This window comes from Caballeronia sp. LZ032, assembly GCF_031451315.1.
Taxonomy (GTDB): Bacteria; Pseudomonadota; Gammaproteobacteria; order Burkholderiales; family Burkholderiaceae; genus Caballeronia.
In genome coordinates, this window is the sequence record NZ_JARUXP010000026.1 from 1 (window position 1) to 3,252 (window position 3,252).

A 3,252-nucleotide genomic window follows, 5' to 3' on the forward strand; every position below is an offset into this window, starting at 1 on the left:
AACATCGGGATCGGCCAACTCGCGAAGTATCGCTTGCCGCTGGCGGGGAAGGTCTCCATCCTGCATCGCGTGAGCGGCCTGCTGCTCTTCGTGTGTCTGCCGTTCATCCTGTATCTGCTCGATCAGAGCCTCACGTCGGAAATCAGTTTCGACGCCTTCAAGGGCTTCCTCGCCAACCCCATCGTCAAGATCGTTACGCTCGTGCTGTCGTGGGCGTACCTGCATCACTTCTGCGCGGGCATCCGCTTTCTGCTGCTCGATACGCACGTCGGCGTGAACAAGGAAGGCGGCAAGCAGAGCGCCATGATCGTGCTGATCGTCTCGCTGCTGCTCACGCTCGCGATGGCGCTCAAGCTCTTCGGCGCCTTCTAAGGAGTTTATAAAAACATGGCAACCCACAATCGAGTCGGCCCCAAGCGCCTGGTCGTCGGCGCCCACTACGGTCTGCGCGACTGGCTCGCGCAACGCATCACCGCCGTCGCGATGGCCGTCTACACCATCGTGCTGCTCGTGCTGTTCTTCGGCGCGCATAACTTCTCCTACGAAGGCTGGGCGGGCATCTTCGCCATGCAGTGGATGAAGCTCGCGACCTTCGTCGTCTTGCTGTGCCTGTTCTATCACGCGTGGGTGGGCATTCGCGACATCTGGATGGACTACGTCAAGCCCATGGGCCTGCGCCTGTTCCTTCAGGTGCTGACCATCCTGTGGCTCATCGGATGCGCCGGCTACGCCGCACAGATTCTCTGGAGAGTGTAAAGAACATGGCTGCAATCAAGACTTCCCTGCCGCGTCGTCGCTTTGACGTGGTCATCGTCGGCGCAGGCGGCTCGGGCATGCGCGCCTCGCTGCAACTGGCGCGCGCGGGGCTCTCCGTCGCCGTGCTCTCGAAGGTGTTCCCCACGCGCTCGCACACGGTCGCCGCACAAGGCGGCATCGGCGCGTCGCTCGGCAACATGAGCGAAGACAACTGGCACTATCACTTCTACGACACCATCAAGGGCTCCGACTGGCTCGGCGACCAGGATGCGATCGAGTTCATGTGCCGCGAAGCGCCCAACGCCGTGTATGAGCTCGAACACATGGGCATGCCGTTCGACCGCAACGCGGACGGCACCATCTATCAACGTCCGTTCGGCGGCCACACGGCCAACTACGGCGAGAAGCCCGTGCAACGCGCCTGCGCGGCAGCGGACCGTACCGGTCACGCACTGCTGCACACGCTGTATCAGCAGAACGTCGCCGCGAAGACGCACTTCTTCGTCGAATGGATGGCGCTGGATCTGATCCGCGACGCCGAAGGCGATGTGCTCGGCGTCACCGCGCTGGAGATGGAAACGGGCGAGGTCTATATCCTCGAAGGCAAGACCACGCTGTTCGCAACCGGCGGCGCGGGACGCATCTTCGCGGCATCGACGAATGCGTTCATCAACACGGGCGACGGCCTGGGCATGGCGGCGCGCTCGGGCATCGCGCTGCAGGACATGGAGTTCTGGCAGTTCCACCCGACGGGCGTGGCCGGCGCGGGCGTGCTGATCACCGAAGGCGTGCGCGGCGAGGGCGGCATCCTGCGCAACTCGAACGGCGACCGTTTCATGGAACGCTATGCGCCGACGCTGAAGGATCTGGCGCCGCGCGACTTCGTCTCGCGTTCGATGGACCAGGAGATCAAGGAAGGCCGCGGCGTGGGTCCGAACAAGGATCACGTGCTGCTGGACCTGTCGCACATCGGCGCCGAGACGATCATGAAGCGTCTGCCGTCGATCCGCGAGATCGCGCTGAAGTTCGCGAACGTCGATTGCATTAAAGAGCCGATCCCGGTCGTGCCGACCATCCACTATCAGATGGGCGGCATTCCGACCAACATGCATGGTCAGGTGGTCGGTACGTCCAAGGGCTACAACGACCCGGTCAACGGCTTCTACGCGGTGGGCGAATGCTCGTGCGTCTCGGTGCACGGCGCGAACCGCCTGGGCACGAACTCGCTGCTGGACCTGGTGGTGTTCGGGCGCGCGGCGGGCAACCACATCATCAAGCATGCGCGCGAGCTGAAGGAGCACAAGCCGCTGCCGGCTGATGCCGCCGACTTCGCGATGGAACGTCTCGCGGTGCTGGAAAAGTCCACCTCGGGCGAATACACGCAGAACATCGCCAACGACATCCGCTCGACGATGCAGGCGCACGCAGGCGTGTTCCGTACGGCGAAGCTGCTCGAAGACGGCGTCGAGAAGATCGCGGAAGTGGCGGAGCGCGTGAAGCACGTGCATCTGAAGGACAAGTCGAAGGTGTTCAACACCGCGAAGGTGGAAGCGCTGGAGCTGGCGAACCTGATCGAGGTGGCGCGCGCGACGATGGTGTCAGCCGAAGCGCGCAAGGAAAGCCGCGGGGCGCATGCGCACAGCGACTACGAGCATCGCGACGACGAGAACTGGATGCGTCACACGCTGTGGTTCAGCGAGGGTGACCGGCTGGACTACAAGCCGGTGCAGATGAAGCCGCTGACGGTCGAATCGGTGCCGCCGAAGGCACGCACCTTCTAAGGCACGAGGATAGAGAAATGGCCAAGAGAATCTTTGAAGTTTATCGCTACGATCCGGACAAGGACGCAGCGCCGCGCATGCAGACGTACGAGCTGGACCTGACGCACGAACGCATGCTGCTGGACGCGCTGGTGAAGCTGAAGGAAGTGGACGAGACGTTGTCGTTCCGTCGTTCGTGCCGCGAGGGCGTGTGCGGTTCGGACGCGATGAACATCAACGGCAAGAACGGTCTGGCGTGCCTGACGAACCTGAACGAGCTGCCGCAGAAGATCGTGCTGCGTCCGCTGCCGGGTCTGCCGGTGGTGCGCGACCTGATCTGCGACTTCACGCAGTTCTTCAACCAGTATCATTCGATCAAGCCGTACCTGATCAACGACACGCCGCCGCCGGAGAAGGAGCGTCTGCAGTCGCCGGTGGAGCGCGACGAGCTGGACGGCCTGTACGAGTGCATTCTGTGCGCAAGCTGCTCGACGTCGTGTCCGAGCTTCTGGTGGAATCCGGACAAGTTCGTGGGACCCGCGGGCTTGCTGCAGGCCTATCGTTTCATCGCGGACAGCCGTGATGAAGCGACGGGCGAACGACTCGACAACCTGGAAGATCCGTACCGTCTGTTCCGCTGCCATACGATCATGAATTGCGTCGACGTGTGCCCGAAGGGGCTCAACCCGACCAAGGCGATCGGCAAGATCAAGGAATTGATGGTGCGCCGGGCGGT

At 62.9% G+C, this 3,252-nt stretch carries 4 protein-coding genes; all 4 read left to right on the plus strand.

From position 1 onward, the window contains the following. On the plus strand, positions 1 to 372 hold a 372-nt coding region (gene sdhC / locus QCE69_RS39165; protein WP_309936130.1), incomplete at its 5' end, for a succinate dehydrogenase, cytochrome b556 subunit. Positions 373 to 387: 15 nt separating this feature from the next. Then, complete coding sequence (sdhD, locus tag QCE69_RS39170) at positions 388 to 756, plus strand: succinate dehydrogenase, hydrophobic membrane anchor protein (RefSeq protein ID WP_309821460.1); 369 nt, start codon at positions 388 to 390, stop codon at positions 754 to 756. Between the two features lie 5 nt (positions 757 to 761). Beyond that, on the plus strand, positions 762 to 2,537 hold the full coding sequence (gene sdhA, locus QCE69_RS39175) for a succinate dehydrogenase flavoprotein subunit (protein ID WP_309936131.1): 1,776 nt from the start codon (positions 762 to 764) through the stop codon (positions 2,535 to 2,537). Between the two features lie 17 nt (positions 2,538 to 2,554). Continuing rightward, a partial coding sequence (locus QCE69_RS39180) for a succinate dehydrogenase iron-sulfur subunit (protein ID WP_050454292.1) occupies positions 2,555 to 3,252 on the plus strand: 698 nt, incomplete at its 3' end.